The 25,307-nt window shown below is 71.4% G+C and carries 32 protein-coding genes; 18 read left to right on the top strand and 14 right to left on the bottom strand.

From position 1 onward, the window contains the following. Positions 1-42 precede the first annotated feature (42 nt). The 3 genes from N553_RS0106155 to N553_RS0106145 all read right to left on the bottom strand — a co-directional run bounded on the left by N553_RS0106155 (position 43) and on the right by N553_RS0106145 (position 2,303). Positions 43-456 carry a GNAT family N-acetyltransferase gene (locus tag N553_RS0106155; RefSeq protein WP_028045800.1) on the bottom strand — a complete coding sequence of 138 codons (414 nt, stop codon included), beginning with the start codon at positions 454-456 and terminating at the stop codon, positions 43-45. A gap of 94 nt (positions 457-550) precedes the next feature. Further along, positions 551-1,225: a hypothetical protein gene (locus tag N553_RS0106150; RefSeq protein WP_028045799.1), complete on the bottom strand. Its 675-nt coding sequence runs from the start codon at positions 1,223-1,225 to the stop codon at positions 551-553. A gap of 217 nt (positions 1,226-1,442) precedes the next feature. Beyond that, positions 1,443-2,303, bottom strand: a complete 861-nt coding sequence (locus tag N553_RS0106145) for a hypothetical protein (protein WP_028045798.1) — start codon at positions 2,301-2,303, stop codon at positions 1,443-1,445. A gap of 29 nt (positions 2,304-2,332) precedes the next feature. On the opposite strand from N553_RS0106145, the gene N553_RS0106140 reads away from it, so the two are divergent. Next, positions 2,333-2,923, top strand: a complete 591-nt coding sequence (locus tag N553_RS0106140; protein ID WP_028045797.1) for a sugar O-acetyltransferase — start codon at positions 2,333-2,335, stop codon at positions 2,921-2,923. A gap of 19 nt (positions 2,924-2,942) precedes the next feature. Here N553_RS0106140 and N553_RS0106135 read toward each other — a convergent pair whose 3' ends face one another. Further along, positions 2,943-3,440, bottom strand: a complete 498-nt coding sequence (locus N553_RS0106135) for a DUF427 domain-containing protein (protein WP_028045796.1) — start codon at positions 3,438-3,440, stop codon at positions 2,943-2,945. Positions 3,441-3,539: 99 nt separating this feature from the next. Here N553_RS0106135 and N553_RS0106130 point away from each other — a divergent pair, with 99 nt between their 5' ends. Continuing rightward, a complete protein-coding gene (locus tag N553_RS0106130; protein WP_028045795.1) occupies positions 3,540-3,995 on the top strand; it encodes a hypothetical protein in 456 nt (151 codons plus the stop codon). Positions 3,996-4,010: 15 nt separating this feature from the next. Here the strand turns inward: N553_RS0106130 and N553_RS0106125 are convergent, their stop codons facing one another. Next, complete coding sequence (locus N553_RS0106125; protein WP_028045794.1) at positions 4,011-4,565, bottom strand: dihydrofolate reductase family protein; 555 nt, start codon at positions 4,563-4,565, stop codon at positions 4,011-4,013. A gap of 98 nt (positions 4,566-4,663) precedes the next feature. Between N553_RS0106125 and N553_RS0106120 the strand changes: the two genes are divergently transcribed. The 5 genes from N553_RS0106120 to N553_RS0106100 all read left to right on the top strand — a co-directional run bounded on the left by N553_RS0106120 (position 4,664) and on the right by N553_RS0106100 (position 8,678). Beyond that, positions 4,664-6,073, top strand: a complete 1,410-nt coding sequence (locus tag N553_RS0106120; RefSeq protein WP_028045793.1) for a DUF4232 domain-containing protein — start codon at positions 4,664-4,666, stop codon at positions 6,071-6,073. A 123-nt stretch (positions 6,074-6,196) separates the two neighbouring features. Beyond that, complete coding sequence (locus tag N553_RS21390; RefSeq protein ID WP_051639864.1) at positions 6,197-6,514, top strand: VOC family protein; 318 nt, start codon at positions 6,197-6,199, stop codon at positions 6,512-6,514. Between the two features lie 240 nt (positions 6,515-6,754). Then, positions 6,755-7,192: a hypothetical protein gene (locus N553_RS0106110; protein ID WP_028045792.1), complete on the top strand. Its 438-nt coding sequence runs from the start codon at positions 6,755-6,757 to the stop codon at positions 7,190-7,192. A gap of 57 nt (positions 7,193-7,249) precedes the next feature. Next, complete coding sequence (locus tag N553_RS0106105) at positions 7,250-7,861, top strand: hypothetical protein (RefSeq protein WP_028045791.1); 612 nt, start codon at positions 7,250-7,252, stop codon at positions 7,859-7,861. A gap of 4 nt (positions 7,862-7,865) precedes the next feature. Then, positions 7,866-8,678 carry a TetR/AcrR family transcriptional regulator gene (locus tag N553_RS0106100; RefSeq protein ID WP_081844389.1) on the top strand — a complete coding sequence of 271 codons (813 nt, stop codon included), beginning with the start codon at positions 7,866-7,868 and terminating at the stop codon, positions 8,676-8,678. A gap of 203 nt (positions 8,679-8,881) precedes the next feature. Here the strand turns inward: N553_RS0106100 and N553_RS0106095 are convergent, their stop codons facing one another. Both N553_RS0106095 and N553_RS0106090 read right to left on the bottom strand, forming a co-directional pair. Beyond that, positions 8,882-9,100, bottom strand: a complete 219-nt coding sequence (locus N553_RS0106095; protein WP_028045789.1) for a hypothetical protein — start codon at positions 9,098-9,100, stop codon at positions 8,882-8,884. Between the two features lie 12 nt (positions 9,101-9,112). Beyond that, positions 9,113-9,295 (bottom strand): hypothetical protein, encoded by a 183-nt coding sequence (locus N553_RS0106090; RefSeq protein ID WP_028045788.1) that lies wholly within the window; start codon positions 9,293-9,295, stop codon positions 9,113-9,115. A 252-nt stretch (positions 9,296-9,547) separates the two neighbouring features. On the opposite strand from N553_RS0106090, the gene N553_RS0106085 reads away from it, so the two are divergent. Next, positions 9,548-10,432 (top strand): sigma-70 family RNA polymerase sigma factor, encoded by an 885-nt coding sequence (locus tag N553_RS0106085; protein ID WP_034620711.1) that lies wholly within the window; start codon positions 9,548-9,550, stop codon positions 10,430-10,432. Between the two features lie 4 nt (positions 10,433-10,436). Here the strand turns inward: N553_RS0106085 and N553_RS0106080 are convergent, their stop codons facing one another. Further along, positions 10,437-10,823: a DoxX family protein gene (locus tag N553_RS0106080; RefSeq protein WP_028045786.1), complete on the bottom strand. Its 387-nt coding sequence runs from the start codon at positions 10,821-10,823 to the stop codon at positions 10,437-10,439. Between the two features lie 168 nt (positions 10,824-10,991). Between N553_RS0106080 and N553_RS0106075 the strand changes: the two genes are divergently transcribed. Next, positions 10,992-11,813: a TspO/MBR family protein gene (locus N553_RS0106075; RefSeq protein ID WP_028045785.1), complete on the top strand. Its 822-nt coding sequence runs from the start codon at positions 10,992-10,994 to the stop codon at positions 11,811-11,813. 44 nt (positions 11,814-11,857) lie between these two features. Here N553_RS0106075 and N553_RS0106070 read toward each other — a convergent pair whose 3' ends face one another. After that, positions 11,858-12,859 (bottom strand): LacI family DNA-binding transcriptional regulator, encoded by a 1,002-nt coding sequence (locus N553_RS0106070; RefSeq protein WP_034621224.1) that lies wholly within the window; start codon positions 12,857-12,859, stop codon positions 11,858-11,860. 153 nt (positions 12,860-13,012) lie between these two features. Between N553_RS0106070 and N553_RS21385 the strand changes: the two genes are divergently transcribed. The 4 genes from N553_RS21385 (at position 13,013) to N553_RS0106045 (ending at position 18,385) form a co-directional block, all read left to right on the top strand. Continuing rightward, positions 13,013-14,356, top strand: coding sequence for an MFS transporter (locus N553_RS21385; protein ID WP_081844388.1), 1,344 nt, complete (start codon positions 13,013-13,015; stop codon positions 14,354-14,356). Then, complete coding sequence (locus tag N553_RS0106055; RefSeq protein WP_034620709.1) at positions 14,356-16,827, top strand: beta-glucosidase; 2,472 nt, start codon at positions 14,356-14,358, stop codon at positions 16,825-16,827. Before N553_RS21385 ends, N553_RS0106055 begins: the two co-directional genes overlap by 1 nt. Positions 16,828-16,910: 83 nt before the next feature. Further along, positions 16,911-17,882 carry an aldo/keto reductase gene (locus N553_RS0106050; RefSeq protein WP_028045781.1) on the top strand — a complete coding sequence of 324 codons (972 nt, stop codon included), beginning with the start codon at positions 16,911-16,913 and terminating at the stop codon, positions 17,880-17,882. 59 nt (positions 17,883-17,941) lie between these two features. After that, positions 17,942-18,385: a hypothetical protein gene (locus N553_RS0106045; RefSeq protein WP_034620707.1), complete on the top strand. Its 444-nt coding sequence runs from the start codon at positions 17,942-17,944 to the stop codon at positions 18,383-18,385. 99 nt (positions 18,386-18,484) lie between these two features. On the opposite strand, the gene N553_RS25325 is transcribed toward N553_RS0106045, so the two are convergent. The 3 genes from N553_RS25325 to N553_RS0106030 all read right to left on the bottom strand — a co-directional run bounded on the left by N553_RS25325 (position 18,485) and on the right by N553_RS0106030 (position 20,375). Continuing rightward, positions 18,485-18,658 carry a hypothetical protein gene (locus tag N553_RS25325; RefSeq protein WP_197029920.1) on the bottom strand — a complete coding sequence of 58 codons (174 nt, stop codon included), beginning with the start codon at positions 18,656-18,658 and terminating at the stop codon, positions 18,485-18,487. A 131-nt stretch (positions 18,659-18,789) separates the two neighbouring features. Continuing rightward, positions 18,790-19,575, bottom strand: a complete 786-nt coding sequence (locus tag N553_RS0106035) for an SDR family NAD(P)-dependent oxidoreductase (protein ID WP_028045779.1) — start codon at positions 19,573-19,575, stop codon at positions 18,790-18,792. Between the two features lie 2 nt (positions 19,576-19,577). Further along, positions 19,578-20,375 (bottom strand): alpha/beta hydrolase, encoded by a 798-nt coding sequence (locus tag N553_RS0106030; protein WP_028045778.1) that lies wholly within the window; start codon positions 20,373-20,375, stop codon positions 19,578-19,580. A 110-nt stretch (positions 20,376-20,485) separates the two neighbouring features. On the opposite strand from N553_RS0106030, the gene N553_RS0106025 reads away from it, so the two are divergent. The 4 genes from N553_RS0106025 to N553_RS24170 all read left to right on the top strand — a co-directional run bounded on the left by N553_RS0106025 (position 20,486) and on the right by N553_RS24170 (position 22,872). Continuing rightward, positions 20,486-21,067 carry a TetR/AcrR family transcriptional regulator gene (locus N553_RS0106025; protein ID WP_028045777.1) on the top strand — a complete coding sequence of 194 codons (582 nt, stop codon included), beginning with the start codon at positions 20,486-20,488 and terminating at the stop codon, positions 21,065-21,067. A 139-nt stretch (positions 21,068-21,206) separates the two neighbouring features. Continuing rightward, on the top strand, positions 21,207-21,422 hold the full coding sequence (locus tag N553_RS0106020) for a hypothetical protein (RefSeq protein ID WP_156043715.1): 216 nt from the start codon (positions 21,207-21,209) through the stop codon (positions 21,420-21,422). Positions 21,423-21,548: 126 nt separating this feature from the next. After that, positions 21,549-21,737, top strand: coding sequence for a hypothetical protein (locus N553_RS25320; protein WP_028045775.1), 189 nt, complete (start codon positions 21,549-21,551; stop codon positions 21,735-21,737). 64 nt (positions 21,738-21,801) lie between these two features. Then, positions 21,802-22,872, top strand: a complete 1,071-nt coding sequence (locus tag N553_RS24170; protein ID WP_028045774.1) for an RDD family protein — start codon at positions 21,802-21,804, stop codon at positions 22,870-22,872. A 106-nt stretch (positions 22,873-22,978) separates the two neighbouring features. On the opposite strand, the gene N553_RS0106005 is transcribed toward N553_RS24170, so the two are convergent. Together N553_RS0106005 and N553_RS21375 are read right to left on the bottom strand one after the other, a co-directional pair. Next, a complete protein-coding gene (locus N553_RS0106005) occupies positions 22,979-23,566 on the bottom strand; it encodes a hypothetical protein (protein ID WP_028045773.1) in 588 nt (195 codons plus the stop codon). A 125-nt stretch (positions 23,567-23,691) separates the two neighbouring features. Continuing rightward, positions 23,692-24,633 (bottom strand): SDR family NAD(P)-dependent oxidoreductase, encoded by a 942-nt coding sequence (locus N553_RS21375; RefSeq protein ID WP_051639862.1) that lies wholly within the window; start codon positions 24,631-24,633, stop codon positions 23,692-23,694. A 48-nt stretch (positions 24,634-24,681) separates the two neighbouring features. On the opposite strand from N553_RS21375, the gene N553_RS0105995 reads away from it, so the two are divergent. Beyond that, positions 24,682-25,026 carry a MerR family transcriptional regulator gene (locus N553_RS0105995; protein WP_028045772.1) on the top strand — a complete coding sequence of 115 codons (345 nt, stop codon included), beginning with the start codon at positions 24,682-24,684 and terminating at the stop codon, positions 25,024-25,026. The last annotated feature ends 281 nt before the right edge of the window (positions 25,027-25,307 follow it).

Below are 25,307 nucleotides of genomic sequence, written 5' to 3'. Positions count from 1 at the left end.
GGGAGGGCCCTCCGCCGCTCGGCGGCCGCCGGGTGCGGAGAACTAGCCGAGCCGGCTCGGGCGCACCATGGCGGTCAGGTCGGGAGCGTCGAAGCCGTGGTCCCGGTAGACGCCGTGGGCGTCGTCCGTGAACAGGATCCAGCGGAAGTTAGCCCCGGGGCCGTCGTCGACCATCGTCGCGACCAGCCGGTGGCCGAGGCCCTGGCCTCGGTGCCCCTCGTCGATGTAGACGTCGGCGAGGTAGGCGATGCCCACACCGTCGGAGACCGCCCGGGCGAACCCGACCTGCTCTCCCGTCGTCTCGAGGTAGACGCCGACGACGCGCCAGGCGCCGTCGATCTGGCGGTCGACGTCCGTCCGGGTGCGCCATCGGCCCCAGTACGCCTCGGTGGACAGGAAGCGCCAGACGGCCTCCCTGTCGATGCGGCCCGGCGAGTCGCTGAGGATGTACGTCACGGCCGGTGACCTTACCCGTCGAGGTCAGCCGGGATCGGGCATGGACGTCCGCGCAGCGGTCAACGGGCGAGGCGGTGCGAGCGGCGCGCGGCCGTCATGTCGCCCACCCGATGTAGAACATGGACGAGGCGATGTCGTCCCATCCGTACCGGCGAAGATCCGGGTAGGACCCGGGCCAGGGGGAGTCGGCTTCGACGTGCAGGCTCCAGCACGACAGCCTGGAGCCCCCCATGTTGATGTCGGAGCAGAGGACGCAGAACGCTGACGGGTTGTTGATCGACGACAGCTCGCTCAGGTCGACCGAGGTCACCTGGTCGTTGATGTTCGTGTACCACCACAAGACCGGGAACACGCGGCGGAAGTCGGGAATCGCGCCCCACTGGGTGTCGAACCGCCAGCGAGAGCCTCGCAGGTTCGGATCCGCGTACAGGTTCATGTATCCGAACGCGCCGCCGCTGGACGCGGCCGGGTTCACAGCCGGTGCTCGCTTGGCAGCCGCGAGCTCCTCGGGAAAGTCCGACACGAGATCGAGCAGGAACTCTGAGTACGGCTCGAACGAGGAGAAGGCGTGCAGTGTCTCGCCGTCGCGGGAGACGACGTAGTCCAGGGGGCCGGGGTGCAGCGCGATCTTGCGCGGATCGGCCTTCACACCGTCGAGCTCCACATCGACCTGCGGCACCTTGACGCGCGCGTTCTTCGCGTTCCTGGGTGCGCTCGGCGTCAGCGTGGCAAGACGTTCACGGAACCCGAGGATGTCGGGTGGTTGCATGGCTCCCCCTTACCTAGCCGCGACTCCCTTCCTGACAGCATTCGATCGTCCTCTCGGCTCCGGGGTTCCTCAAGAGGTTTGGTGGCCGGCAGCGGGAGCGGGGGTAGCCGTCGACGGCGTTCGCCGCGGCGGTTCCTCCAAGCCATCCCAGCGGGTGCACTCGGACGCGCATCCGACCGGGTGTCCGGGAGAGCAGACGACGCTCCCGGACTGAGCATCACGGGGCGATTGCTGCATTCGAGTCGGCGTAGACGAAGGACGGTATGGCGCGTGCGATGCGGACCATCCATTCCAGACGCGCCTCGACCTCGACCGGATCGAGCTCGCCTCGCCGGAAGCTCACCAGCTGGTCGCCCATGATTTGCAACGTCGCGTCCGACGGACCGTCGAGCATGAGGGCCACGACGTTCGGTGCGAGCAGGGCGTGACCTGTGCGGTCGTCATAGGCGAGGACGCGGCGGCGGTCATTGAACGCGGCCGACTCGGTGTCCAGGTCCCGCATCCCGGCCCCGGACGCCAGCTTGCCGAGGCGACCTTCGGACAGGAGGTTGAAGGTGGGCAGAGGTCCAGGCAGCGTCAGTGCGCACAGCGTGTGCGTCCCTGCCACGCTCACCCCCATGAGCCGGAAGAACGGCTTCTTCGGGCGGTCGATCCACACGCGCTCGGGGACGACGGCAGCCAGAGCGAGGTACCCCTCGAACACCCGGGTCCGGACGTCCGTGGCGACGATGCGCCCGGGCAAGCCCTCGTAGCCGAGTCCGAGCCGGTCGATCAGGCCCGGGTCCGTCCCGACCGCCGCCCACGTGGTGGACGCCGGTGGATAGGCGACCACCGGACCGTCGGCAGGCACGGACGGGTGTCGTCGCTGGTACGCGGGCACGACCCGGAGGAGGACGTACGCGCCCACAGCCCACGGCACGATCGTGAAGATCACCTCGACGGCTGGGCCGAGGTTGAGCGTGAAGTCGCCGTCGATCTGCACTCGCACCCCCGCTCGTCGCGGCACCGTACCGCTGCGGCACGACGCCGCGCCCGCGTCGGGCGCTCGCGTCACCCGGACGGCCGTCTCGAGGATCATGTCTGCGGACACCTCAGGAGGAGCGTGCGATGACGGACGAGTACGACGCAGTTCGGGCGAAGCTGAACGACGGATCGCTCTACGTGGACTACGGCCCTGGGCTTGAGGCGCTCGAAGCCGAGCGCGTCGCCGGAAAGGAGCTGACCTACGACTTCAACCACTCGCGCCCCGGCGAGGCGGCGCTGCGGACCGAGATCCTGCACCGGCTGCTCGCGAGTGCGGGGGACGGGATCTGGATCGAGCCCCCGTTCCACGTGTCGTACGGCTCGCACGTGCACATCGGGGACGGGTTCTACGCCAACTTCAACCTCGTGCTCGTCGACGACGCCGACATCCACATCGGCGACCGCGTGTTGATCGCGCCCAACGTCACGATCTCGACCGCCGGCCACCCGACCGTGCCTGAGGAGCGCGTCGGTGGCTGGCAGTTCTCCCGGCCGGTGCGGATCGAGGACGACGTGTGGATCGGCGCGAACGTGGTGATCCTGCCCGGCGTGACCGTCGGAGCGGGGAGCGTGATCGGCGCAGGCTCCGTCGTCACGCGCGACATCCCGGCGCGCGTGGTCGCCGTCGGGTCGCCGTGCCGGGTCGTGCGGTCGGTCGACGAGCCGGGACGCTGAGCCGGACCGGTGCAGGCGCTCACCAGCCGCGGGTACCCGGTCCGCCCTTGAACGGTCCGACGACGCTCGAGGTGATCCAGCCACCGTAGAAGCCGCCGTCCTGCGCCCGGACGACCTCGCCGTCGACGGTGCAGCGGTCCATGGCACCGGGCATCACGGCGATCGCGTCGACGAGCACCTCGTAGCCGGCCGCCGGTTCGGGGTACGTCCATCCTGCCCGGGGCGCGACGGCCGTCCCGCCGACGATGTCGAGGTACGCCGCCTGCCCCTTCCACTCGCACCAGGAGGCCCCGTCGGCGGCGCGCAGCGACCCCGCGGCGAACGCCGAGCGGGGCAGGTAGTAGGTCGGCGGGTGGCTCGTCTCGAGCACCCGCCACCCGGACGACGTCCGTGCGACCACCTCGCCGCCGAGCAGGATCACGAGCTCGGCGGTGCAGCGCTCGACGCGCGGGGGGCGCGGGTAGTCCCACACGGACTCCTGCCCGGGCGCGGGACGGACCGGCACGGGACGGGGCACCGCTCGACGGTACGTCCACCCTCTGCCCGGCGCAGCCCGGCGGCGGGCCCTTCGCTCGTCGGTCGGGCGAGGTCGCCGGGTCCAGGTGACGATGGGGCGATGACTCCATCGACGGAGGTCCCGGACGAGGGCCACACTGCCCCTGCGGGCGTCTCGGACCAGCTGGTCGAGGCGGTCGGAGGCGTCACCGCCGCCTTCGAGGTCATCGAGCACGCACGCGGGATGCTCTACGCGTTCCACCGGCTCGTCGGCCGGGCCGACAAGGAGCTCGCCGAGGCTCTCGACCAGCTCGAGTCGGCGGGGCGTCCTGATCTGGCCGAGGCACTGCGGAGCGAGGTCGTCGGCCGCAACGTGATCGACGGGCGCTGGACGTTCCAGCTCGTCGAGGAGTTCGACTCCGGGTACTACACGGCGTTCGCCGACGCGGAGAGGTCCGTCCGGGACGCGACCCTGGGCGGGCGCCGGCACGTCTTCGAGGCGCAGCTCAAGGAGCGCGAACGGACGAACGGACGCCCCGGGCACGAGGCCCGCCCGGCGGGCACAGCATCGGGGTGAGCCCTGGTCGGGACCTCAGGCGGGGACGTAGCGGAGCAGGAGGACGCCGGAGGCGAAACGGCGGGACTCCGTGAGATCGAGTCCGAGCGCACCGGACCCGTCGAACAGGCGTCGTCCGTGCCCCGCGATGGCCGGGTGGACGACCAGCCGGTACTCGTCGACGACGCCGGAGCCGACGAGCTCCCGCACAACGCTGACGCTTCCCGTGACCACCACGTCGGCACCCGGTGCGGCACGCAGGCGGGAGACGTCACCGGCGAGCGGGCCTCGCAGGACGACGCTGTTGGCCCAGCCGGGGTCGTCCATCGTCGACGACACGACGTACTTGGTGACCCGGTTCAGCTGCGCGGTGATGCCCGTCGTGTCGTCGAGCTGGCGGGGCCAGTAGGCGCGGAAGTCCTCGAACGTGCGCCGCCCGAGCAGCATCGCGTCGCAGGTCTCGTCCTGCCGGCGCAGCTCTGCCTCGAGCTCGACGTCGTGCGCACCGCCGGCACCGGCTGGTCGGAACCACGTGTCGGACAGGTCGACGACGCCATCGAGAGTGATGTTCTCGGTGACCACGAGTCGCATGGGACGTCCTTCCGTGCGGTGACCAGGGTTTCCTCGAACACCCTTCATACCTGCGCCTAGCGGTCCCCGTCCGCTCGTCGGCGCCGTAGGGTCGCGCCGTGACCCTTGCGACGCCGGACGCCCCGGCACCCGACGCCGCAGGTGACGTCGCGGCGTCACGCCGTCGGCGCGTGATAGCGGTCGTGGCGGTCCTGCTCGTCGTCGTGGGCGCCGTGGTCGTGCGCCTGACGTTCTTCGGCGGCGGGTCGGAGTCGACGGCGTGCACGGTCGTGGCGGACGGGCGCGACGTGCGCCCACCTGCTGCCGTGACGGACGCCGCGGCTCGGGTCCGCGAGCGTGCAACGGAGGCGGCGGCCACAGTGACGGCGACCTGCAGCCTGGTCCCTCCGGCCGACCCGTCGTCTGCGAAGGACCCGGCGGACGACCCCGCTCAGTGGGTCGTCGGTGTGGATGCCGAGGCGGCCGACATCGATGCGGTGGCTGCGGCTGCCGACGCCGTGCTCGCTGCCGCGGCACCCGAGGAGCCGTTCGGGTGGCACCTCGAGGTGCACGACACCGAGCGCACCCTGGCGGTCGTCGTGACCCCGGGCGGCGACACGGCCCTGGTCGACGACGCGGTGGCACTGCGCCGGGTGCCGGGCGTGGTGGAGGTCTGGTTCGGCATCGACGACGGCCGCGTCTCGGTGGCCACGGCGGACGACGTCGCGCCCCTGCTGGCCGCGACCCTCGGGCGGCACCTGCCGGTCACCACGGTCGAGGCGCGCGACGACTGGTTCGAGGTGCAGCAGGTGCAGACCGGCACCTGGCCCGACGGTGACGCGGTCGCGCTGGCCGCCGAGGTGGCTCGGTGGGAGGGGGTCTGGCGTGTCGTGCTCCGGGGTGGCGAGCCCGCGTCGCCGGACCTGACCGTCGAGGCCGACGACGACGCCCGCCGGGCGGAGGTCGCGTCCCGCCTGGCCGGGACCGCGCGCACCGGTCCGCCGGTGGCGTACCACGTGCTCGCACAGCAGGTCGCGCGGGACGGGGTGCTCGGCGGCCCTGTCCCCGAGCCGGCCGCTGACCCCCCGGCTGACCTCGCCGGCGTCGCAGCGTGCCGGGGCGACGAGCTTCGCGTGGAGGTGGCCGGCGTCGACGCGGCGCTCGGCCAGCGCTACCTGGGACTGCTCGCGACGCACACCGGCGCCGCCCCGTGCGTCCTGTCCGGGATTCCGGAGCTCGCGTTCACCCGCAGGTCGGGAACCCCCACGCCGGACGTCACCCAGCTCCCGGATCTCGTCGCCCCTGACGTGCCGCCCGCGATCCTCCTTCAGCCTGGGGGAGTCGCCGGGGCGCAGGTGCGGTGGGGTGCGATGTCGACGTCGCAGGACCCGGATGTCGCGGTGCGGGTCACCGTCCGCGCCATCGCGGACGGCCCGGTGGTCGATCTCGTCCTCACGGACCCGCTCGACGTGCTTGCTGGGGCGACCGTCAAGGTCGGACCATGGCGGACGTCGGATGATGCAGGGTGACGCGTCGGTTCGGCTCGACGCCAGGCGTCCAGCTGCTCCAGCGCATCGGTTCCGCGCGGTAGCACCAGTGAGCGACGTCGTCACGATCGAGGCGGTCGCTCGCGTTCCCCTCGTCCGGGAGGCGTGACCGTGGAGATCCAGCTGAGCATGGTCGGGATGATCGTGCGGGACATGCCCACAGCGCTGCGCTTCTACCGGCTCCTCGGGCTCGACATCCCGTCGTCCGACGATGCCAAGCCGTTCGTCCTGCACCGCATGGGCAGCGGCGTGACGATCTTCTTCGACACGGTGTTCGCCGCCAGGTACGACGCCGACCACCGCCTGCCGACGGGTGCGGGCTACGGATCGCTGTTCGAGTTCTTCCTGGGCGACGACGCCGCGGTCGACGCCATGTACGCGGAGCTGACCGCCGCCGGGTCCCACGGGCGGATGTCTCCCTAGCAGGCGTCAGGGCCCTACGCCGCGATGGTCGACGATCCCGATGGGCATGTCGTCCTGCTGACCTCGGACGACGCGCTGCGCAGCACGTCCTGACCGCTTCGGTGTGCGCCGATGTCCCCCTCGGCCCGTGATCGGCATCACTTGAACATGTTCAACTGCCCGTCTAGCGTGGGCATTGTTGAACACGTTCAACCGGCCGACGTGCATGGCGCGGCTGACATCCCTGCCGAGGAGCGATCGATGAATCTCACCGTCATCACCTATCTCGTCTACATCGCGGTCAGCGTCGCGCTGACGATCTGGGTCGCCAGGACCCTGACGCGGAACGGGGAGATCTTCCTCATCGAGGTCTTCCACGGTGACGAGAAGATCGCCGCCGCGACCAACCGGCTGCTCGTCGTCGGGTTCTACCTCGTGAACCTCGGATTCGTCTCGCTCATGCTCCGCGTGAGCGAGCCGATCACCTCCGCCCAGCAGGCAATCGAGGCGCTGGCCTCGAAGCTCGGCGCCGTCACGCTCCTGCTCGGGGTCCTGCACCTGGCCAACGTCCTCGCCCTGAGCCAGGTCCGCCGACACCGCGTCGCCCCCGCCCAGCCGCAGGCCGCCTACCCGGTTCCTGGGCAGGGACGGCCGCCGGCACCACCCGCCTACGGAAGCCCGTACGCCCCTCGCGCCTGAGCTCGCCTCTCTCGGCATCCCGAACGCCCTCTCCAGCAGGAATCCAGGAGTCGACACATGAACGGCACCCGTGCAGCCGCCGGCTTCCTCGTGGCGGCTCTCCTCCTCACCGGCTGCGCGTCCCGCAGCGGCGAACCTGCCACGTCGTCACCGTCCGTGTCGCTCGGCGACGAAGCACCTGCCCCCACGGCGACGTCGGACCCCGCGCTCTCCGACGAGGACCCGGAGGTCGTGGCGGCGGAGGCCGGCTTCAAGGCCCTCATCGCAGCGAGCGACGCGGCATTCCAGGCCGGCTTCAGCGATCCGGCGCTCAACGACGCCGTGCTCCGGCTGACGCCGTCCGACGACCTCGACCACCAGGTCGCCGGGATCGCTGCCATGCGGAGATATGGTGTCGCGAAAGTCGGGGACACCCAGGTGAGATCCGTACGGGCGATCGAGCACGTCGGGGACCCGTCCCGGAGCGGAGGCAGCATCGTGACGCTCACGGCCTGCGTGGACCGCACCGCCACGGACCTCGTGTTCGTCGAGACCGGCGTGAGCATGGACACCGTCGCCGACCTCGCCCCGTACCGAGGAGTGGGCCTCGTGCAGGTCAGGATGCAGGACCGGCCCGACGGCGAGTGGCGGGTCGAGCGAATCGACCCGGGGCCCGAGGGGTCGTGCTGAGAGCATGACCGTCGCACCGACCGACCCCACGAGCGGCGCTCCGACCGACGCCGCTCCGACCGATGCCGCTCCGACGGACGCCGCTCCGACGGACGCTGCCCCCACAGACGCTGCTCCGTCTCGACGCGGCGAGGAGACCAGGGCTCGCATCGTCGAGGCTGCGCTCGCGCTGTTCCAGGAGCGCGGCTACGAGAAGACCACGATGCGGGCCGTCGCGACGGAGGCGGGCGTCAGCCTCGGCAACGCGTACTACTACTTCGCCTCCAAGGAGCACCTGGTCCAGGGTTTCTACGACCGGATTCAGGACGAGCACCGCGACCGGTCCCTCGCGCGCCTGGCGGGCGTCCGCGACTTCCCGTCCCGGCTGAGGATCGCCGAGGAGTCGTTCCTCGAGGTGGCCGCCCCGTACCACCGCTTCGCCGGCCGGTTCTTCGCCGTCGCCGCCCAGCCCACGAGCCCGCTCAACCCGTTCAGCGCGGAGAGCAGGAAGCCCCGGGAAGCCTCGATCGCGATCTACCGTGCCGTCGTCGAGGGCAGTGACATCAAGGCGGACGCCCGCTTGCTCACCGAGCTGCCCGAGCTGCTGTGGCTCGCGCACATGGGCGTGACCCTCTTCTGGGTGCACGACCCGAGCCGCGGCCAGCGCAGGACCCGTCATCTGGTGAACCGGACCGCCCCGCTGGTCGACCGGCTGGTCCGGCTCTCGCGCCTGCGGCCGCTGCGCCCGGCGGTGAACGACGTGCTCGCGCTCGTGCGCGAACTGCAGGACCCCACCGCCGACAACGACGAGCCGGAGTCCGATCAAGCGCACACCTGAGCCCTGCAAGGGCCTGGAGGTCGACACGAGACGTCGAGACGACCGTGCCCCGCATGTGAGCTTCGCCGTTCGCTACCTCGTGTGGGGTTGACGAGAACGGCCAGGTCGTCGCCTGGCTGGAACACGTCACCGACGGGGACTACGAGCGTCGCTGATCGGACTGTGCAGCGACTCCGACGGTCGCCAGCCAGACGGCCGGCTGCTCAGACGTCGCGCTCCGAGGCCGGAGCTACGCCGTGACGCCTGCGGTTGCGCCGGTCAGCTCGGGCCGCCAGCACGGTCGTGACAAACGCAAGGAACCCGAGAGCTCCGCCCACCCACGAACCGACTGTGTCGCTGATGGTCACGCTGAGAACGACCTTCGCGACGAAGCCCGCGACGAACAGGGTCAGCGGGACCTTCCACCACACGTCACGAGACATGATGCTCGCCTTTCACGGCGCGACGCGATGCTTCACGATGCCGCCCGCGGCGCAGCCGACCACCAGCGCCAGGACGCCGATGACCGCCAGCGCCGCGACACCATCGAGTCCGGCGGCCGCGGTCAGGACAAGTCCGCCGAGGCCGCCGACGGCAGCTCCGACCGCGCCGGCCAGAGACGGCAGCCATGTCGTCACGATGAATTTTCGCGCTGCCGATGTCAGTGCGCATGCCGTGCCGGCCCGGGTCGCCACGTAGTGAGTCGCCACGTAGTGAGCGGCGGCTCGTTCTGGTGCAATGGCTGCCATGCAGTTCCGGCGGTTCTCACCGGCACGCTGCGCGGGATCACACCTTCACTCGCCTGACGGCGAGTCGCGCGCCACGTCGCGTTACGTCTGCCACCTCTCGGTCGTCATCCCCGTGACCACACACGCGAGCGGGAGGGCGACGTGACCGAACCAGATCCACGACCGGACGCCTTGGCGCGGACGTTCGAGGGTGAGCGCGCACGTCTCCTGGCGCTGGCGCACCGAGTCCTCGGGTCATGGGCTGATGCCGAGGACGCCGTGCAGGAGACGTGGCTCCGGCTCGCGCACCAGGAGCCGGACTCGATCGACAACCTTCGGGGATGGCTCACGACCGTCGTCGGTCGCGTGTGCCTGGACATGCTGCGCTCCCGAAAGGGCCGACCGCGGTCCCCGCGCGACGACTCGCTGCAGGACCTGGTGGTGGTTGCGGACGACGCCCCGACCCCCGAGGACGACGCCGTCCTCGCCGACTCGGTAGGGCTGGCCCTGCTCATGGTGCTCGAGACGCTCCGGCCCACCGAGCGACTCGCGTTCGTGCTGCACGACGTGTTCGCGGTGCCGTTCGAGCAGATCGGCCAGATCGTCGGCAAGTCCACCGATGCCACGAAGATGCTCGCGAGCCGCGCTCGCCGCAAGGTGCGGGTCATGCCGCAGCAGACCGACCGGCAGCAGGGCCGGACGGTGGTGGACGCGTTCCTGATGGCGTCGCGCCATGGGGACTTCGAGGCACTGCTCCGGGTGCTCGACCCGGACGTCACGCTGCACAGCCACACCGCACACGGTGTGCTCGTGAAGATCGGTGCCACCGAGGTCGCGACCGCCGCCCAGCGCGGTGCTGGGGCGTTGAGGGCACGCACCGTCCGCGTCAACGGTGAGCCGGGTTTCCTGCTCTGGGACACGAAGGGGCGTCCGCGCGCTCTGATGGCCTGCACCGTCGTGGGGGGAAGGATCGTCGCCATGGTCTCGGTCCTCGATCCCCGGCGACTGGCGCAGCTGGAGCTCCCGGAGCCACCGCGCGAGAGCTGAGGCATCACGCGAACGGCTGTTCCATGAAGCGTCCCCAGGCGACGAAGGCGAACAAGGACAAGAAGGTCAGGTCGCCCGCCAGGAAGATCCATTCCTTCCGGCGGAACCGCGTGGTGCCAGCGCCGGCCATGAAGAGCATCAGGCCCGTCGCGGCCAGCGGAACCAGCACCGGAGCGACGTCGACAAGTGCGGGCAGGACCAGGCCGAGCGCTCCGACGATCTTGATCGTCCCGATGACCTTCATCTGACCGTCGCTGAAGTCGTCGACCCATTGGGCGTTCGCGCCGCCGAGTGCGCGGTACCGCTCCTTGGGCATCACGACGAAGGCGACTCCGCCCACGAGGAAGGCCGTTGCCAGGACGCCGGCCACGACCCACAGTGCAGTGTTCACGGTTCGCTCCTTCGCTCATCTCGGCCCATCAGGCCGTCGCAGAGATGACGGCGTCGAGCGCAGGAACGTAACCGCAAGTCGCCTGCCTGGGTGCCGGTCGGCGTGCCTCTCGCGGAACGCGTGGGTCCCTCAAGATGCTCATCCGCTGGGTGTTGGCACGATTGCGGGATGGAGACCGCACTTGGCACCTACGCCACGACCACCTCCCGCGACCGGATTCGCCAGGTCACCGTGCTCGTCGGCGCGGTCGTCGCGATCGGCGGGGCTGCCGTCGGCTCCGGAGCGTTCGGCGGGCAGCCCATCGCCGAGGCCGCGGACGGCGCCCTGTCCGCGACGGCGACTCCGCTGGCTCCGGACACCCCCGCCTTCTCCATCTGGTCGCTGATCTACCTCGGCCTGGCCGCGTTCGCCGTCGTGCAGGCCCTGCCTCGCCAGGGCGCCGACCCGCGACTGCGCGCGGTGTCGTGGTGGGTGCTGGCGTCGATGCTGCTCAACGCACTGTGGATCGGCGTCGTGCAGGCCGGCTCGGTCGGCGGCAGCGTCGTCGTGATCCTCGCGCTGCTCGCGGTCCTGTCGGTGGTCTTCGTCCGGCTGGTCCGCCTCCCGCACACCGGGTCCGCGACCTCCCTGATCACCGACGCGACCATGGGCCTGTACCTGGGCTGGGTCAGTGTCGCGACGCTCGCCAACATCGCCGCGTTCCTCTCCGTCGCCGACGTCGGCGAGCTCGGGCTCGGCGCGACGGCGTGGTCCGTGGTCGTGCTCGGCGCCGCCGCCGCGCTCGCGGTCGCCTATGCGGTGTTCGGCCGCACCCGTCCCTCGGTCATCGTCCCGGTCGGCCTCGCCATGGCCTGGGGTCTGGCGTGGATCGGGCTCGGCCGCACCAACGGCCCTCTGCTGGACGAGACCGTCGCGACGGCTGCGTTCGTGGCGGCCGCGGTCGCCCTGCTGGCGCCGGTCGTCATCTCCGTCGCGGCGCGCCGCCGCTGACGAGAACGCCATCCTCCGCGCTGGGAACGAGGGCGACCCGACGGTCAGGCGGACTCGCGCGCGACCAGGTGCACGATGTCCGAGCCGGGGTGGCGCGGTGAGGGCCCACCCGCCAGCCCGCTGACCACCAGCCGCGCGATGTGCTCGGCGACGGCCCGCTGCTCGGTGGTCACCGTGGTCAGGGGCGGAGCCGAGAGGGCGGCCGCGGGGATGTCATCGACGCCCACCACGGCGAGGTCTGCCGGCACGGCCAGCCCGGCGAGGCGTGCCCCGGCCAGCACCGCGAGGGCCACGTCGTCGTTGTAGGCGCAGACCCCGGTGACGCCGGCGGCCGCCCATGCCTTGACGACCGTGGCGGCGTCCTCGGGGACCATCGGCATCGTCCGTACCTCTGGTGCGTCGAGTCCTAGCTCGGCGCACGCCGAGCGTGCCCCGGCGAGCCGAGGGACGGCGAACCCCTGGACGCGCGCGTCGTCAGGGTAGGCGTAGCCGAGCCGGCGGTGACCGGTCGCGGCGAGGTGCTCGGCCTGCATGCGACCGACCCGCTCCTGGGAGATGCCCAGCTCGCCGGCGCGGGCGTCGTCCCCGCTGAGCAGCGCGACAGCGACGGTGACCCCGGCGGCCCGCATGGCGGCGACGTCGGCGGGGTCCAGGCTCTCCCAGGCGATGACGGCGGCCGGCCCCAGAACTCTCCAGACCTCGTTCACGGGGCGGCCGGCCGCGCGCGGGTGCGCGATCAGCGTCAGCCCCTGGTTGGCCAGCGCCGTCGACAGGAGCTCGAGCAGTGCGCCGACCGCTGGTCCGATGGGCCAGTCCGGCAGCAGGCACAGCACGACGTCGGAGCGACCGCTCTGCAGCGCGCGGGCCGCGGCCGACGGCGCGTACTCGAGCCGCGCCACCGCATCGAGGACCCGCTGCCGGGTCGCGTCGGGGATCTTCTGGTGAGGCGTCTCGTTCAGCACGTAGCTCACCGTGGTGCGGGAGACACCGGCCTCGCGCGCGACGTCGGCGCTGGTGATCCGCTTGGGCCGACCGGCCACCGTCATGCTCACGACCTCCTCGATGATCCATGCCTTGCGTCGGGAGAACTCTGCCGCTACCTTACTGACACGCGCAAGTGACGCGTATCAGTGAAACGCATCAGTAGGACGTCGAGAACCGGCACCTCCCAGTGACTGTTCACCTGGACGGAGACGACCATGCGTAAGGACGCGGTCGAGCACAGCCCCATCACCCTGGACGCCGCCGAGTCGCCGGCATCGCTGGTGTCGTCCGGCATCCCGGGCCACGAGCGCCCAGTACCCCCACCGACCTTGGAGCGCCCGACCCGACCGGTCGGCCCGAAGTTCGTCGTCCCCTTCGCGTTCGCCCAGCTCGCGCTCTTCATCGCGCTCCTCGGCCCGGTCATGGTGAGCATGGCCATCAAGGTCACCCAGGTCGTCGGCGAGGCCAACGCCACGACCGCGCAGGGCTTGATCCTCGGCGTCGGCGCCCTGGCGGCGCTCATCGCCAACCCGGTCTTCGGCCGGCTCTCGGACCGCACGATGTCGCGGTGGGGCCGACGCCGGCCGTGGTTGGTCGGCGGTTCGCTGGCCATGGCGGCGTTCCTCTTCGTCATCGCGGTCGGCAACAACGTGCCGACCCTGCTGATCGGCTGGTTCTGCGCGCAGCTCGCGGCGAACGCCGCCTTCGCCGCCTACCTCGCGACGATCGCCGACCAGGTGCCGCCCCGCCAGACGGCGAAGATCAGCGCCCTCGGTGGCGTCATGCAGAACGTCGGCGTCCTGGCGTCCATCTGGATCGCCGGCCTGTTCACCGAGCAGATGATCCCGCTGTTCATGGTGCCGGCCGCGATCGGCGTCCTCGGGATGCTCGTCTACGCGGTGGTCCTGCCGGACCAGGTGCTGCCCAAGCGGCCGCCCGCGATGACCCTCAAGGCCTGGCTCGACACGTTCTGGCTCAGCCCCCGCCGCTACCCGGACTTCGCCTGGGCGTGGATCTCGCGCTTCCTGCTGATCCTCGGCAGCTTCATGTTCTCGACGTTCCGGTTCTTCTGGATGAAGGACGAGCTGGGTCTGTCCAACGAGGAGGCCACCTCCACCGTCTTCACCGGCGTCCTCATCTACACCATCGTCCTGGTGGTCATCGGGCAGCTGGCCGGGTTCCTGTCCGACAAGCTCGCCCGCCGCAAGGTGTTCGTGTTCGCGTCGACCGCCCTGTTCGCGATCGGCCTGGGGATGCTCACGCAGGTCAACACAGTCGGCGGCTTCTACGTCGTCGAGGCGATCCTCGGTGCGGCCTACGGCATCTACATGGGCGTCGACCTCGCGCTCGTCATCGGCGTCCTGCCCAACCCGGACGACGCGGCCAAGGACCTGGGCGTGTTCAACATCGCCAACGCCGGCCCGCAGTCGCTCGCCCCGTTCCTCGGCGCATTCCTCATCGGCGGTGCCGCGAAGAACTACGACCTGCTCTACCTGACCGCTGCGGCGCTGACGTTCCTCGGCGCCCTTGCCATCGTCCCTGTGAAGAAGGTGAAGTGATGACCACCCAGACCGACATCGACACCACTGCCCTGGTCCGTTCGCTCGACCTCGAGACCAAGGTCCGGCTCCTCACCGGCGCGACCTCGTTCACGCTTGCCCCCGAGGAGTCCATCGGGCTGGGCGAGCTCCGCCTGTCGGACGGCCCGACCGGCGTCCGTGGCCTGAAGTTCAGCGGCGGTCGCACGGTCGCCCTGTTCCCGAACGCGACCCTGCTCGCCTCGGCGTGGGACGAGGAGACCACCACCGAGGTGGGCCGGCTCCTCGCCGAGGAGGCGCTCGCGCAGGAGATCCACGTGGTCCTCGGCCCGACGATCAACCTGCACCGCTCGGTGCTCGGCGGCCGGCTGTTCGAGGCCTACTCGGAGGACCCGCTGCTCACGGGGAAGCTCGCGGCGGCCTACGTGCGAGGCCTGCAGTCCCTCGCCGTGGGCGCCTGCCTCAAGCACCTCGTCGCCAACGAGTCCGAGACGAACCGGAACTCGATGAGCTCCGTGGTCGACGAGAAGACCCTGCGGGAGCTGTACCTCCTGCCCTTCGAGATCGCGACCGCCGAGTCCGACCCGTGGTCGATGATGGCCGCGTACAACGACGTGAACGGTGTGGCCGCCACGGAGCACGACCACGTGATCAACGAGGTCGTCAAGGGTGAGTGGGACTACAGCGGCCTGATCATGTCCGACTGGTTCGCGACCAAGACCGCGGCACCGGCAGCCGCCGGTGGCCTCGACCTCGTCATGCCCGGTCCGGCCGGCCCTTGGGGCGAGACGCTGGTCGCCGCCGTCCGCGCCGGCGAGCTGGACGAGTCGGTCATCGACGACCACCTGCGCCGGCTCCTCGTCCTGGCCGACCGCGTGGGTGCACTCGGTGAGCTGCGGGAGTTCCCGGCCGACCTGCCGGCACCCGACAGCGCGGTCCGCCGCGAGCAGCTGACCCGGCTGGCCGCTGCCGGGATCACCGTGCTGACCAACGCGCAGGAGACGCTCCCGCTCTCGCGCGGCACGTCCGTCGCTCTCATCGGGCGGCACGCCCTGGAGACGATCGACATGGGTGGCGGCTCGGCCCAGGTCAACCCGCCCTACCAGGTGAGCGTCGCCGAGGGACTCACGGCGCTGCTGGGGGACGACGTCGAGGTGGTCGACGGCGTGGAGGTCCGCACGCGACCCGTCCCCGCGCGGCCCGGCTTCGTGCTCGACCCGGACACCGGCCGGCCCGGCGTGCACCTCACGCTCCTGGCCGCCGACGGGACGGTGCTGGACGAGCAGCACGACGCCCCGGCCACCGTCGTCGTCGGGTTCGACGACGACTTCGACCAGCCCGTCGCGCGCGTCCGGTTCCGCGCCCGCGTGGCTGCGGAGGGTCCGGTCGAGGTCGGGGTGATCGGCCCCGGCACGTGGGACCTGCGCATCGGCGACTCGTCGCTGAGCTACGACCTGCGCACGTCGGGTGCCGGGTTCGGCGAGGAGCTGCTCGCTCCGCCCGTCGAGACGAGCACGGTCGACGTCACCGGCGACGACATCGTCGACGGGGTAGCCATGCTGCGCCCGCCGACCCGCACGGAGGTCGTCGAGGACGTCAGCGAGCTCGACGCCGAGGCCGAGCCGTTCGGCGGCGTCGGGCTGTTCGGGCTGGTGGCACGCCCGGCTCCCCGGGCGCACGACGAGACCATCGCCGCGGCGGTCGAGGCGGCCTCCCGCGCGGAGGTCGCGGTCGTGGTCGTCGGGCTCACGGAGGAGCAGGAGACCGAGTCGGTCGACAAGTCGACGATCCGTCTGCCGGGCCAGCAGGACGCCCTCGTCAGCGCCGTGGCGGCCGCAGCCCGCAAGACGGTCGTCGTCGTCAACGCGGCGACGCCCGTGCTCATGCCGTGGCTCGACGAGGTCGACGCCGTCCTGTGGGCCGGGCTGCCGGGACAGGAAGGCGGTCACGCGGTGGCCGCGACGCTGCTCGGCGACCTCGAGCCCACGGGTCGACTGGTCACGACGTTCCCGGCGGAGGAGGGCGCGGCCCCGGCGTGGTCGGTGACTCCGGTGGACGGCAAGGTCGAGTACACCGAGGGCACGTTCATCGGGTACCGCGGGCACTGGGCCGGTCAGGCTCCGGAACCGGCGTTCTGGCTCGGTCACGGGCTCGGGTACGGCACCTGGGAGTACACGGACGCGACCGTGTCCCTCGCTGGGCCCTCGCCGGTCGTGTCGGTGACGGTGGCGAACACCGGGGGCCGCGACAGCCGCGAGGTCGTCCAGGTCTACCTGGAGCCCGCGGAGGCGGACGAGCCGGTCCGGCTCGTGGGCTGGGCGGCGGTCGAGGTCCCGGCGGGTGGCTCCGCGAGCGTGCGGGTCACCACCGACCCCCGGCTGTGGCGGGCGTGGGACACCGCGTCGGCGCAGTGGTCGCGGATCGCCGACGGCGGACGCCTGCTCGTCGCACGCGGCCTCGGCGACGTCCGGGCGAGCCTGCCGCTCGGCTGACGCACGCCCAGAGGCGGGCCCGGCGTCCCCGGGCCCGCCTCACACCACCGACCTACGCTGGACGAGCGACACGAGGAGACGTCATGGAGTACACGCGACTGGGACGCTCTGGCCTGCGGGTGAGCCGCATCGGACTGGGCTGCATGAGCTACGGAAGCGCCACCACCGGCCTGCACCGCTGGACCCTCGACGAGGACCAGGCCGCACCGTTCTTCCGGCAGGCGGTCGAGTCGGGCGTCACCTTCTGGGACACCGCCAACGTCTACCAGGGCGGCACCTCCGAGGAGTTCGTCGGCCGCGCCGTGCGGACCTACTCGCGTCGCGAGGACATCGTCCTTGCCACCAAGGTGCACGGCACCATGCACGACGGCCCGGGCGGCAGCGGGCTGTCCCGGTCGGCGATCCTCGAGCAGCTCGACGCATCGCTGCGCCGGCTCGGCACCGACTACGTCGACGTCTACTACATCCACCGGTTCGACGACGCGGTCCCCGTGGAGGAGACCATGGAGGCGTTGCACGACGTGGTGAAGGCGGGGAAGGTGCGCTACCTCGGCGCCTCCTCCATGTGGGCGTGGCAGTTCGCCAAGCTGCAGCACACCGCGGAGCTGCACGGCTGGACCCGGTTCGTCGCGATGGAGGACCAGTACAACGTGCTCAAGCGTGAGGAGGAGCGGGACATGATCCCGCTCTGCCTGGACGAGGGCGTCGGACTGACCCCGTACTCCCCGCTCGCCAAGGGCCGTGCCGCTCGTCCGTGGGGTGAGCAGACGGCTCGCTCTACCACCGACGCGGTCGCGAAGGCGTTCGACCGGGAGGACGCCGACCGGCCCGTCGTCGAGGCCGTGCAGAAGATCGCCGCGGACCGTGGCGTGCCCATGGCGCAGGTGGCGCTGGCCTGGGTCCTGTCCAAGCCGGTCGTCGCGTGCCCCATCGTCGGCGCCACCAAGCCCCACCATCTCGAGGACGCCGTGGCGTCGCTGGACCTGGAGCTCACGGTCGACGAGATGGCCACGCTGGAGCAGCCGTACACCGCCCAGGACAACTACTGGTGGTGACCGTGCGCGGCGGCTCTCGGCTACCGACGCGAGCGACAGACTGGGCGCATGGGTGAGCGATGAGTCGGGCAACGATCGGTGACGTGGTGCGCCAGCTGTGGGAGGAGGGTGCGCGGCACGGGCGGCCACCGGAGCCGACGCCGGAGGTAGACCCGTGGGACGACGACGACGACCTCTACCGGGCGGGCGGCGTGGCCGCGGTGGTGGTCTTCGCGGGCTCCCCGTCGATCACCGTGCGGCTGGGCGACGACTGCAAGGACGTCGTCACGGTCGAGGACGCGCTCGACTTCGACGTGCCGCGTGCGGACACCGTGCTCATCGTCCGGTCGCTGCTGAGCGGGCGTGCCCGCCTCGCGGGGTCAGGGGCCTCGAGGGTGGCCAGGTTGTTCGGGTTCGGGTCGGCCTCCGTGACGGTCCCGGTAGACCAGGGCCGCGCGTACACGGCGCAGATGTCGTCGTTCATCTGGAGCGCATGGCTCACCTCGTTACCCGTCGAACCATGACGACCGCGTCCGTTGCCGGCGGTTCGCTGACCCATCGACGACGGGTGGCGCGAAGCCGCCCTATCTCTGCTAGCAGCGGATGACGCGAGCTGACGCGCCTCAGCTGTCGCAGGAGCACACGAGGTTGCGTTCGAGCACCTGGTCGCCGAGCTCCGGCTGCGCCCACGCCTCGGCGGCTGCGCGGTCGGCGAACGCTCTCGGCGCGAGGCGTCCGTCGGCCATCATCACGACGGCCTCCATCTGCTCGCGAGGATCGATCCATGTGGTGCTCATCCGCGGTCTCCTTCGTGTCCTTGTGCTCAACCGGGGCCCGCGCTGGCTGATTCCGTGCCGGCGCTCACCTCGATCCATGCCTCCGCCCTTCCCGCACGCCGACTGACGTGCGGGAAGAGCGCAGCCGACGGTCACAGCGTGGTGATCAGCCCCCCGTCGATGACCACGTCGCTCCCCGTGATGTTCGCCGCCCGGTCGCTGGCCAGGTAGAGCACCAGGTCGGCGATCTCGGCGGGGGTGGTGAACCGGCCGGACGCCGCGGCGGCCTCCTGCTGACGCACGACATCGGCCGGGTCGGTCCCGGCGGCGCCCCCGACGGTCGCCGCGACGCCCCCGGCCCCGAGCCACAGATCGGTCCGCACCGGGCCGGGGCTGATCGTGTTGACGCGGATGTCCGGGCCGAGCTCCTTGGACAGCGACTTGCACAGGTTGGTGAGCGCCCCCTTGGCGGCGCTGTAGTCGATGACCCCGGGATCGGGCAGGAAGGCGTTCACGGAGCTGATGGTGACGATGTTCGCGCCGGGCCGGCCGGACATGGCGGGGATGGCGGCGCGCATCGTGCGGACGGCCGCGAGGAAGTTGATGGTCAGGGCCCACTCCCAGTCGTCGTCGGTGAGGGCCACGAAGCCGCCGAGCCGGGGGCGGACCGCGCCGACGTTGTTGACCAGGAGGTCGACGCCGCCGAACCGGTCGACCGCGGCGGCGACGAGCTGCGCCGGGCCGTCGGGCGCGGTCAGGTCGACCGACACCGCGTGCACGTCGGCCGTGCGGCTCAGCTCGTCGAGCTCGCTGCTGCCGCGCAGCGCGCCCGCGACGACGGACGCTCCCTCCGCGGCCAGGGCCCGGGTGATGGCCAGCCCGATGCCCTTGCTCGCGCCGGTGACGACGGCCGTCCTGCCCTCGAGGTGGAGGTCCACCCTCAGATGCCCTGGTCCTTGAGCCAGGCCAAGGATGCATCGGCGACGTCGCGCCAGCCGTGGTCGATGGTCAGCGAGTGGCCGCGGTCCGGGAAGTCGAGGAGGTCCGTGGTCGCCTCGCTGTGGCGGTACTGCTTGAGCGTGGCCTTGGTGACCGCTTCCGGGACGGTGTGGTCGCGACCGCCCGAGATCAGCAGCAGCGGCCCGCGCCCCGCGTTGCCGGTGTTGACCTTGGCGGGCGAGTGGGGGTCGAAGTTGGCGGCCGCGGCCTCGAACAGCGGGCGGCCGGGGGCAGGGATGGTCCAGCGAGCGTGGAGCGCGTCCGACTCCTCGGGTGGGATCGCGTTCCCGAAGGCGAACCGGAACTGGTCGGCGGTCAAGGAGACGGCGCGGTGCCGGTTGGCAGGGTTCTTGAACACGGGAAGCGTCGCCTTGAGGGCCGACAGCGGCAGGGGGAGCACGCCCTTGATCTGGGCGGCGTCGATGGCGACCGCGGCCGCGGCGAGGTCGGCGCCCAGGAGCTTCTGCGCGATCATGCCGCCGAAGGAGTGCCCGACGAGGATCGGCTTGGTCCCCAGCCCGGCGATGACGGACGCGACGTGCTCCACGACGTCGTCGATGCCGTGGTCGGCGATGTCGTCCGGGCGTGCCCGCGCCTCCTCGACCGTCTCGGGGTCGCCGGGCCAGCCGACGGCGGACGCTTCGTACCCCGCGCTGGTGAAGTGGTCGATCCAGTCGTCCCAGGACCGGGCGTGCAGCCAGAGGCCGTGGATGAACAGGACGGGAGCGCTCGCGGACATGGGGGTTCCTCCCTCGCGTCGTAGGTAGACCGATCGATCTACCTACCTGGCGCTTACCGTAGAACCATCCCCCTGTCCGGGGGAAGGGGTCCGAGCGAAGGAGTGGGCGCATGGCTGACCGCCGCACCTCCGACGCCAGGGAGCGCATCCTCACCACCGCTGACCGGCTGTTCTACGACGAGGGCATCCACGCCGTCGGCATCCAGCGCATCGTCGAGGAAGCCGCCGTCACGCGGGTGACCCTGTACCGGCACTTCCCGTCCAAGGACGATCTCGTCTCGGCGTACCTGTCGCGTCGAGCCGACCACGACCACGCACAGGTCGACGGAATCATCGCGGCACACCCGGACGACCCTCGCACCGCGCTCACCGAGCTGGCTACCGCTCTCACCCGCGACGACTTCGCCGGGATCAGTCGCGGCTGCCCGTTCATCAACGCGTCCGCCGAGTTCACCGGGTCGCACCCTGCCCGGGTGCACGCCGCCGAGATCCGGCGCTGGGTGGTCGAGCGGATCGAGGAGCTCCTGCGTCGGCTCGACCACCGGGACCCCGTCGCGGCCGCGCAGCAGCTCATGATGGTCAGGACGGGCGCGGTCGTGTCGGGCGCGCTCGACGCCAACGACCGGCTGAGCGCCGACTTCCTGCAGGCGTGGGAGAAGCTGATCGACGACGGGCTCACTCGCACCGCGTAGGACCTCGCTCTCCGGATAGGGGCGCCTCGTCTCGTGCTCGCAGGATCTGTCCGCCGACGTCCGGATGGCGCCACACGGCTCACGCGCCGACGATGGGAACGACCCGGTCCGCCGGCCGGGCACGGCAGGGAGGGCGCGCATGAGTGAGACACCGCAGGACCCGGACGCTGGGACGCAGGAGGGCGGCTACGGCTACCCGACCCTTGAGCAGGAGGTCACCCCGGAGGCGCTGGAGGCGGGTTCCGGGTCCGGCGACTCGGCCGGCGTCGGTTCCGAGACTCCCGAAGACAGCAGTGACCGGCCGACGCCCGGCGAGCCTGTGGAGGACCCGCCGGCGCTCGAGCCGACTGACTGACAGCGACGTCCAAGACCGAACCATGGTGCACGTCCGGATCCGGACGCCCGCACGGGTCGGCGTAGGAACCAGCTCGGGCTCCGGGGGGTATCACCACCGGAATGCCCACGTGAGAACCCACAGGTCATGCTGACCCGCAGGCAAGGCCTCTGGCTGCTCGCGGTGATGTTCACACCGTTGACGATCGTCGGCGCGGTACTCGCCGTCGAAGCCGGTGACGCGTTCATGTGGCCGCTCCTCCTCGGGAGCGCCCTCATCACCGTCGTCGTCGACACCTGGCTCGTCGTGGATCTGCGGCGAGCCCGGCACCGGTGATCGGCGTCCCGCGTCGTGGACCGAAACTGCCGCGCGCGGACCGCGGGTCTGCCAGCATCGGGGCGTGACGGACACCGCGACGCTGCCGACGGAGGTCGCCGAGCACGTCGGCGCCCCGGAGCCGGCCGCATGGTCGCGGCGCGTGGTCGCTGCGCTGCTGGACGGTGCGATCCTCTCGGGCGCGACCTGGTTGGTCCTCGGGGCCGACGGGAACGCGCCGTCGTTGACGCCGTACGCCCTCCTCGGTCAGAGGCAGCCCGCCGGTCAGGTGCACGACGCGGTCTGGTGGTTCGCGAACCCCTGGCTGGTGGGTCTCGTGGTCGGCCTGCTCCTGCTCCAGGGATGGACGGGGGCGACGCCGGGGAAACGAGTGGCCGGAGTCGCTGTCCTGCGGGCCACGGACCGGCTGCCGGCGGGCTTCCTGACGTCGGTCGCGCGGTGGGTCGCCCATCTCCTCGACGCCATCCTCCTCATCGGCTACCTGCGCCCGTTGTGGCACGCGAAGCGGCAGACCTTCGCCGACTCGATCGTCGGGACGATCGTCGTCACGACCCGGGAGCCCGCCCCGCACCCGTGGTTCGCGCGTTTCCGGCGGGCGCCGTCCGCTCTCGGATCCACCGTGGTGAGCGTCGCGGCGCTGGCAGCCTGCGTGCTGGGCGTCGGCTTCTCGATGCCGCTGAGCTCGTGGGGCAGCTCATGGGAGTCCGCTGTCCCGTGCGACGAGGACGGCACGGTGTCCGGCACGAGCGCCTCAGGTGACGCCCGCCGCACCGGCGGGAGCCGGAGCGAGCAGCGGTGGTGGGTCAAGCGCACGACGGACGAGGCGGTGGACAAGGAGCTCCGGGTCCGGTGGCTCTGGCAGCCCTCGGGAGCGCAGCCGGCCGACCTGCGGTTCGAGACCGAGATCCAGCGTGTCGACGGGACGACGATCGCTGAGACCCAGCAGGCGGTGGTCACCGGCTGGTCCGATCGGGTCTCCCTCGACGACGCGACCGTCCCGGCTGCGGACCTCGCGGAGGCCGGGCCGGCGTGGACGGCGCACGCACGGCTCGTCGCCGACGGTGTGGTGGTGGGGGCGTGCACCATCGACTCAGCAGACTGGGCCGCCGCCGACCGGGGCGCCCTCGACGACTGACGAACGGCCCGCCCGTCGGTCGACGCTGCGCGCACGAAAGGCAAGTCACCGGGGCTCGCGAGCACGTAGGCGGTGGGTCCCAGCCGCTCGACCAGCGGCGGACGGGTCAGGGGGCCGGCGTGCCGCTCGGGCCGATCGGGAGGGGCTGCCCGGCGCGGAGCATGTTGCCGGCGGTGGCCTTGGCCTCGAAGACGTCCACGTGCCACAGCGCTGCGAGCGTGATGCCGTCCTCACCCGTGTAGCCCGCGTCCCAGTACGCCATCGACTCCAACATCCCGATGGTCTCGGGATCCGTCAGGTCGAGCGACGCGCCCGGCGCGATCGGCACGGTCTGCCCGTCGAGCAGCAGCTGCCCCGCACGTCCCTTCGCCTCGAGGAGCTCGACGTGCCACAGGTCGGCGAGCGCGAACGCGTCCTCCATGTAGTAGCCGGCACCCCAGAACGCGTCGGACCGCTCCTGCGTGTACTCCTCCGCCCCGGCGAGGGGGTCTGCCGTTGCTGGTTCGGGTGCCGGGACCACATGGACCACCGGCGCCGGGGTGGCCACGCCGCCCGCGGTCACCTGCTTCGCCGGCCGCTCGTTGGTTGCGAGCGCATAGGCGGCCCCGGTCGCCCCGACCGTGAGGGTCACCGCGACAAGTCCGATGGCTGCCGTGCGGCGGGGAGAGTCCGTGCTGGTGGTGCGCGGCTTCATCGGTCCTCCGGGGACTCGTGCGTGTCGACGTCTGCCGACCGTATCGCGTGAGGCGACGTCGACATCTGCGTGATGCTGCGCGGGCGTCCCAGCTCACCTGACGGTCCCGGTCAGCCGTCGGTCCGTCAGGCAGGCACGTCGAGGACCCGCACGTCGGTCAGGCGTGCGGACGTCTCCCACAGCGCGACGCGACGGCTGCGGTCGGCGGCGACGGGTGCGAAGGGAACTCCGAGGGCATCGGGTGCGGACCGTGAGCCGGTCGGGCCCCAGAAACGGTCCGTCGACACGTCCGGTGAGAGCGCGGCTGCCAGGACGCCCACGTCGGCCGGCTCAGGTTCGCGGCCGATCGCGCGCGCGACGAGCGCGGTCACGGCCCTGGTCGCGGCGGACGGGTAGGTCGCGTGCAGCGGGGTGCGCGCCATCCCCGGGTGTGCCGCGAAGCTGCGGATGGGGCTGCCGCTGTCCCGGAGCCGGTGCTGGAGCTCGACGGCGAAGAGCACGTTGGCCAGCTTCGACCGGTTGTAGGCGCCGCCGGGCGAGTAGTGCTGGCTGTCGGACAGGTCGGTCAGGTCGAGCCGTGCCCGTGTGTAGAGCGCCGACGACACGGTCACCACACGAGGGTCGGTCCCGTGGCCCAGTGCATCGAGGACGCACCCGGTGAGCGCGAAGTGCCCGAGGTGGTTCGTCGCGAACTGGCTCTCGATGCCGTTGCGATCGTGCCGGAGCGGCACGCTGCTGATGCCGGCGTTCAGGACCAGCAGATCGAGCGCGGACTCGGACGCGGTCGCCCCGAACGCCCGCACGGAGTCGAGGTCGAGCAGGTCGAGACGAGCGACCCGGATCCGGTCGGCCGGGATCTCGTCGTCGCTGACCGCCTGCTGGATGGCGCGCTGCGCGCGGGGGACGTCACGGACGCCGACGACGACGGCCGCCCCGAGCCGCGCGAGCGTGCGGACGGTGACCAGGCCGAGCCCGCTCCCGCCGCCGGTGACGACGGTGCGTCGGCCCGTGAGGTCGACGTCGGCAGGGAAGGGATGCGGGAGACGGATGCGCTTCGTGGTGGACATGAGGCGACGTTAAAGTCTGACATCAGCGTCAGGGTCAAGGAGGGCAGCATGCAGATCGGTGAGCTCAGCGAACGCACCGGCGCGAGCGTGCGGTCGTTGCGGTACTACGAGCAGCAGGGTCTGCTGGAGTCGACCCGGCGCGCCAACGGGTACCGGGAGTACCCGCCGAACGCCGTGGCGACCGTCGAGACGATCCGGGCGCTGCTGGACATCGGTCTGTCGACTGCGCTCGTCGCCCAGGCACTGCCGTGCACCGTGGGGGAGCGGTCCGAGGCGGCGTGCCCGGCGCTGCTCGGCCAGATCGCCCAGCTCCGGGACGACATCCGGGACAAGGCCTCCCGGCTCCGCGCGATCGAGACCTCCCTGACGTCGTACATCACGGTCAACGCCTGACGGTCGGTCGGCCGAGCCTGATGGCACCGGTCGGTGGCGGCCTCCGAGATCCGGGTGTTGTGCGCAGTGACGCAGTGACCCGGGGCGGTCCAGGTGCTCGCGGATGCCGGTGCTACCGTTTTGCCGCGTCGGCGGGCGCCTTGAGCCATTCGTGACTGAGATCCAGGCCCGAAGATCCGGGAAGGATCTCCGAGGGTTCTGTCCAGCCGACGCGAAAGCAGCAGGTCAGAGGCCTTCTCTCGTTGAGGGGAGCGGCCTCTGACCGTCGACAGCAGCGCAGC

Origin of the sequence: Cellulomonas sp. URHE0023 (genome assembly GCF_000688475.1) — a bacterium.
Classification (GTDB): Bacteria; Actinomycetota; Actinomycetes; order Actinomycetales; family Cellulomonadaceae; genus Cellulomonas.
The sequence above is the reverse complement of the archived record's forward strand: the minus strand, read 5'-3'. Positions and strand labels throughout refer to the sequence as shown.